The organism is Pleomorphochaeta sp. (genome assembly GCF_050031695.1).
In the GTDB taxonomy this organism is placed as follows: Bacteria; Spirochaetota; Spirochaetia; order Sphaerochaetales; family Sphaerochaetaceae; genus Pleomorphochaeta.
Map to the genome: position 1 here is coordinate 1 of NZ_JBNAIC010000034.1, position 7,022 is coordinate 7,022.

Sequence of the window (7,022 nt, forward strand, 5' to 3'; positions counted from 1 at the left end):
TTATCAATCTCTTTTTTATAGCACTCCATGATAATATTACGTTTTAATTCTAACTTTGCACTTAATTCCTTTCCAACTTCAAAAGGTTTTTCAAGAATAATAAATCTATTAATTAGTTCATGATTTTTAAACCCTAATTTACAATTTATTTTCTCATCAATTTTTTCTTTGATATATTTATGTAATAATTCTTTATCATCATTATATTTTTCACTAAGTTGAGCTAAAATCTCTTTAATAGTATTCTTATTAGGAACAATTAACGCAGATAAATATTTTCTATCTTGTCCAATAACAATAACATTATCAATAAAATCTAATTCACTTAATTTACCTTCAATTGGTACAGGTTCCAAATTTTCTCCACCAGATAAAACTATAGTATCTTTAGCTCTTCCAACAATTGAAAGATCATTATTTATAGTTCTTTTTACTAAATCACCTGTGTTTAGATAACCATCTTCATCAATAGCTTTTTTAGTTGCTTCTTCATTATTATAATAGCCTTTCATTACTTGAGGCCCTTTAACTTTTAAAACACCTTTTTCACCAACACCTACTTCATTATTATCTTCATCAACTATTTTAATTGAATAACCATCTACCAACGTCATAGCACCTACTATAGGTCTCATCAAATTACGGACTGTAATAATTGGAGCTGTTTCTGTCATCCCATAACCATTTAATAAATTAATACCAATAGAATTAAAGAAAGTATCTACACCTTTTGGCATAGATCCACCTGCACTAATACCAGCTATTAAACTATTTCCAAAAATACCTTTTATTTTATCAAACATCATTTTTCTACCAAAAATATATAGAGGATAATGGACTACCATTTTAAAAACTCCATCGATAAGTTCAAAACCTCTAAAGTTTTTCTCTTTATATCTAGGTATTAAATTATGAATTTTAATATAACCTTTTCTATAATTTTTAGCATTTCTAATTAGTATTGAGCTTATTACTTTATTTAAAGTACTAGCTTTTTTTACTTTTCGCTCTATTGTTTTATTTACAGATTGCCAAATTCTTGGAACTGATGAAAACCAGTGTGGATTAACTTTTTGAAAGTCACTTAGCATTATTTTACTTATGGGTTTACTATAATACATTGCTTGTGAAAAATAGATAGAAACATAAGCTACAGATCTTTCAAAAGAATGCCATATAGGTAAAACAGTCATCCATCTTTGTCCAGGTAAAAACTTATTATTTACAAATTTTTGTAAGTGGGAAACCTCATGTATGTAGTTATTATTAGTAAGCATTACACCTTTGCAAGAGCCTGTTGTACCACTAGTAAAGATTATTGTTACTAAATCATCTTTTTTAGCACTTTTTAAGCTATCAATAACATTACTTTTCAAACTACTATCATTTTTAAGCAAAGTTTGACCTCTTGATAATAAATCATATAATCTAACTACTTCAAATTCACTTTCAAAAGAAATTTCTTCATCTTCCATTAGAATTAATGTATTTAAAAAAGGAAGATCTTTTTTTAATTTATTAAATCTTTTAATAGTTCTGTTATTTTCTATAAAACATGTTGTAACTTTTGTATCATTTAATATTTGAATCAGCTCAATATCTGTTGCATCTAACCCTCTAGGGACATCTGCACAATTTAAATATTGAAGAGCCAAATCACTATATATCCATTCTTTTCTGTTATCACTAATTATTGCAACTAATTGTTGCTTTTCATATTTAAAAGTATCATTTAAACCTAATGCTAAACTAATAACTTTATCTTCAACTTCACTGTAAGTCTCATCTATAAATACACCTTCGTTATTCTTTGAACTAAGCATAGTTAATTTAGGATTATCCATAACACTTTTATGAAACATTTGTGCTACTGTTTTGACCATTTGTATCTCCTACAATAGAAAACTAATATATATATAATTAGTAGGCAACATATCAAGACTTATTCAAGTTGCTATCTTTTTAGATAAATAGGTATAATATGAATTTAATATAGTTTAATTAATCTTTTTTACACTTTTTTATTATTATGTATTTTAAATGTAGTTTTCTACAGCAAAAATACTTATTATACAGTTGTAAAAAATATATACTGATTTACTTTGTTTTTAATTTCTAATTTTGATTTATAATATTCTATGGATTGATAATACGCAACAAAATTATTTATTTTATAAGAAAATTCTCACTATTATCACTTGAATTATTTTGAATAAAAACTAATAGTGCTTTATACAAAACCATTTAATTTTGTGTTGTTTTATAATTTTTGATTGTAGTAGAGAAACTATTTAATAATTCTATTCCAACTTTTTGGGTCCAAGGATTTTCGCTAGTATTTTCATATGTTAAAAATAGGTTTTCACGAATCATAGAAGCAGCACCAAATGCAATAGAATTTACTTTTTTAGAAGAAGGTTTTATAGAGACACTATTATACCCCTTATATGAACTATTTCTCTGAATTTCATATTTTAAGGTAGGCTCTAATATATCTAAATATTTACCTAAATCTCCTCCAATAATTATTTGTGACAAATTCAGAGTATTTACTAAAAAGGCTAAATCTCTAGATAAATCCTCTTTTATTTTATTAATTAATTCAATATCTGAATCAATTAAAGAAAATTCTTCATCTGTTATTGAAAATTGGGTCTTATTACCCATAACATATTGAGGACTTTGATATTCTCCAGCCGAATAATCTTTACCATAGTGAACTTTATTATCAATTACTATTCCAAGCCCAATTGCTAATAAATGGGTATTATCTCCTGAAAATCTAGCTTTTCTAAATTCTCCTAATACAAAAATGAAATCTTGAGAACTTGTATTTTCAATGTTTGATAACTCTCCCCAACATCCACAATTTGCATCATTTTCTATAAAAAGAGGAACATCAATAAATGATTTTATTTCGTCATAGAAATTTTCAGTTTCTGAAACGCCTAAAGGATTAGAGCCTCTAATTATGCCTTTATGAGTATTAATTATTCCAGAAAGTGCAACACATATACCTAAAAGAGGCTGATTAGTTTTTTCTATATCTTTTAAAATAGAATTATATATATTTTTAAAGTATTCAAAAAAACATTTTGTTTCTTCTGCTTTTTTATTTATAGTTTCTATTACAGTCCCATTTAAACTCACAAGAACTGCAACAAAAGAATCTGTTCTCATTTCTATGCCTAACAATATTCCAGTTTTTTCACAGATTTTTAAACCAATTCTTGCTCTTCCTCTTTTGTTTATAGATTTGCTCTCAACGATTTCTTCAATTATATTCAATTCAGTGAGTCGATTTACAACAACAGTAATTGTAGATCGATTTAAAAGAAGTTTTTTTGAAATTTCTATTCTACTAATACCAGGATTAGAATATATCAATTTTAAAACTCTTATTATATTATTACTATTTTGTACGACTCTCAATTTTTATACCCTTATTTGCTATATATAACTTATATTATAGAAATTTCAAATTAAATTTCAACTTCTATTTTCTTTATTATATTACTTCTATTAAAGATATCTAAACTGATTTTACTATTTATTATATTCGAGAAACATTCTATTATTTGCCCATCTTTGTATATTATCTTTATCTTATTCTTATTAGTTAAAGAATATATAATTGGTGTTTGACAAAATGTGAAGCCAAACTGATTTTCTCTTAATATAACATCTTCTTTTTTACCATCTAGAGTATAATATGAAAATTGTTTTTTTGAAGATACAAACTCATCCTTATTTATTAAACTAAGATCAAATCTTATTTCTCCATTAGTAATTTGTAAACCAAGTTCACCCATTCTAGCAATAATATCTTCTTTAACTTGGCCTGTCATTCCTGGTTGCTTAACCCCTGAGTTTCCAGGTGTATGAGAATATGGGTCATATGGAAAAGCTCCATATAATTTTGGAGACTTGTTTAACCCTATTCCTTCTTTTATCTCATAGTAGCAAGTTTTTAATCCCTCTATTATTTGTTTATCACAATTATTATCAACTGCAGTAAAGAAACATTCTTCTGTAGCTAATAATAACTTAGAAACCATATGCCAATATATACTACCTAAGCCTTCATAGCCATAGAAAGTTCCAGATCTTCCTGTAAAAGCTTTATGATTAAATGTATCTTCAAAGATATTTAAAACAGTGTTTTTTTCTTCTTTAAGGAGTATGCCATATTCACATTTATCTAATTTTGAAAGTGCATTAGATAAAACTTCACCATTTCTAAAGCTCATATTAAAATGATAATTATCTAAAAGATCTTTTTCGATAATAAAAGTATCACCATTTTCAACTAATTTCATTAACAATTTTGATTTCTCTACTTGTTGTTTAGAAGGATTATTTTTTTCAATAAATTTTAGTAATTCTCTATTAGGATATAACATATAGCTATTTTGATCTTCTCTATATAATTTACTATTTCTAATAGCTTTAAGTGTATTTAAACATTCTTCATCAGATAAACAATTTGAACTTAAAACAGCAACTTGACCTTCTAGCATTTCATATAAATAACTTATTGATAAACCATCTTCATTAAATGATATCAAATTATATGAATGATATAATCCATCATCTCTCTTATTTACTCTAATAGATTGATCTACATATTTAAGTGCTACTTTTGTAAATTCAACTATTTCCTCATTAGAAATATATGATTTAGAACTGATAAAGGAATTATCATATATAGTATTTCTATATTTTTCTCCAGCTTTTCCAAGAGTATTTGCAAAAAACAATCTATCTTTATCACTAAATCCATCAGTTAATACTGAAAGATTATCATTAAAAAGATTAAATTCGCTATCAAATAAGTCTTTAAGAGATGCAGAAATAGTGAATTTTTCATTGTCTACTTGCGAAAATAAATCATTAAAGAATTTTAAAAATCTTCTTAAATAATAAAGAGTCACCATTGAAACACCATTACCTACTAAAGCATTATTAGCATCATTCCATTCTGGACGTTGAGTATTTAGCCAAATTCCTGCCTCTGGAATAAAGTTACTTAATTTAGCTAATAATGTTGTTAATATTTTTTCTGTGAAATTTACATAATGCACTTCATTCTTATTATTAAGTATTAACTTAGCATCACTACCCATCTCTAATTCAAGGTCTTTAATCTTAGTATTTAACTCTATATCAAAATCTATTGTCTCTTTAGGGTTTTTCTTTATTTCGTTAAAAGATTTAATTCTGTATGGAACATTCGCAAAGGTAAAAATATCTTTAGAAAGGAAATCTATTAATACGCCTGGGTGAAATTTATTTGATAATTCTAAAAGTTTTTGTAAATATATTATTTGATGATCTCCCCAATAACCAATAAATGCCCAAGGTTCATTAGGATCAGGAATTTCCCAATCTATACCATCTCGCATTATACGATATGGGTTATAACCATCAGCTGTTGATGCATTTACAAATTTACATATTATATTTTCAATATAGTGTGGAAAAGAAAGAGATAAAGCTTCCCAATTTTGGAAAATATCACGCCAGTTTCCTTGATAATCTAATTTCTCAGATCCATCTTCATTTTTATTTTCTATAGAAAATTTGTTCCAAGGTCGACTTGGATCTCCGTGTCTCCTACTAAAACTTAATGGAAGATATTCATAACATAAACGAATTAAATCAGTATTGTTTATACTTTTTGCTTCTATTATAAGATCTGTAATTGATATCTTATTTGGTAATTTTAAAAGCATATCATCAATATTTTCACTTACCTTTTTATTTGTTTGAAATACAAAATTTCTAAAATCTGAAATATCAATAACATATCCATTAGGATAAGTTCCACCCCTTAAAATATTAAACATAGTTTTTGTATAATGACTAGCATTATTAAGTTCTTCATTACTAAACTGAATTCCATCAGATAAAGCAACTTTCTTTATTAAATTAATAGTACCTTTTTCAATATCTTCATTTAATTCTTTAATTATAGAATCTGATGTTTTTAAATAATTGTTAAGATTTACTGTTTTAGTAGAACTTTGATTTATTTCAGCTACAATATACCAACTCTTTATATACTCATTTGTTAAATCTATTGTTTTAGAAATATAATATGAACCCCGCTTTGCCCGTATATCTTTTTCTACAAATACAGGAAAGCCTTTTTTAAATTTATCTATTTGACTATCTGAGAGAAGAATATCACATTTTTCAAAACCTATAGACCAAACTGTTGTTACACTTAATGATTCACTTGGCTCAGCCCTATCAACTGGAATTGAGCTTAAAGAAAACAAACCAAGATTAGTTTCTTCAATTAATTCATTTTTCTTATAACTATCTAAAAGATTACTAAATTCATTTTGAAAAACATAATCAGTACCACTTGGAAGTATATTAATAATTCCATCTAATATATCAATTTGTATTTCTTTTTTATCAATATTCTTTATGGAAGACTTTTTTATAAAGCCAAATTTATCACTAGTGTAAAAACCATACTCAAAAGAAAGCCCAAAATCTCTATTCACTTCTTCAAATATTATTTTATTCCCAAATTCACTTTTATAGATATTTCTCTCTATATCATAAAGATTACCTAATTCTTTATTAAAAGGTTGCCATAGATACTTCTTATTTTCAAAATCTACTCTAATTATTGTATTACTACCTGTTTTTCCATAATAATCATGTATCTTATCAACAGTATAATATGGAAAAAGTGCATTATCTCTATCTTTTCTACCAGCAGAAAGTGATCCATTACTTGAAATAAATAGCCAATGATTTGAATCACTAACTATAGTCATAAAAAAATCTTCCATTTTGTCATAGTTTGTTATTTTATAATATTTTTCATTGTTTATATTAACAAATTCACCTTTAACATCTTCATGTTTAGTATTTAAAGTAGACTGTCCTATGAAAATTTTATTATTATCCATAAATAGCTCTCTCCCATTAAAAATTTAAATGTAATATCTAATAATATTTTTTTATGTTTTTATTAACAACAAAATAGTAGCACAGGAGTT

At 25.7% G+C, this 7,022-nt stretch carries 3 protein-coding genes; all 3 read right to left on the bottom strand.

What is annotated here, in order from left to right; all coding sequences use genetic code 11:
- Positions 1–1,883, bottom strand: a 1,883-nt coding sequence (locus ACPKM0_RS06245; protein WP_472474347.1) for an AMP-dependent synthetase/ligase, incomplete at its 3' end; no start/stop codon positions are given.
- A 361-nt stretch (positions 1,884–2,244) separates the two neighbouring features.
- Positions 2,245–3,432, bottom strand: a complete 1,188-nt coding sequence (locus ACPKM0_RS06250) for an ROK family transcriptional regulator (RefSeq protein ID WP_472474348.1) — start codon at positions 3,430–3,432, stop codon at positions 2,245–2,247.
- 50 nt (positions 3,433–3,482) lie between these two features.
- Positions 3,483–6,932 (bottom strand): hypothetical protein, encoded by a 3,450-nt coding sequence (locus ACPKM0_RS06255; protein ID WP_472474350.1) that lies wholly within the window; start codon positions 6,930–6,932, stop codon positions 3,483–3,485.
- Between the last annotated feature and the right edge of the window lie 90 nt (positions 6,933–7,022).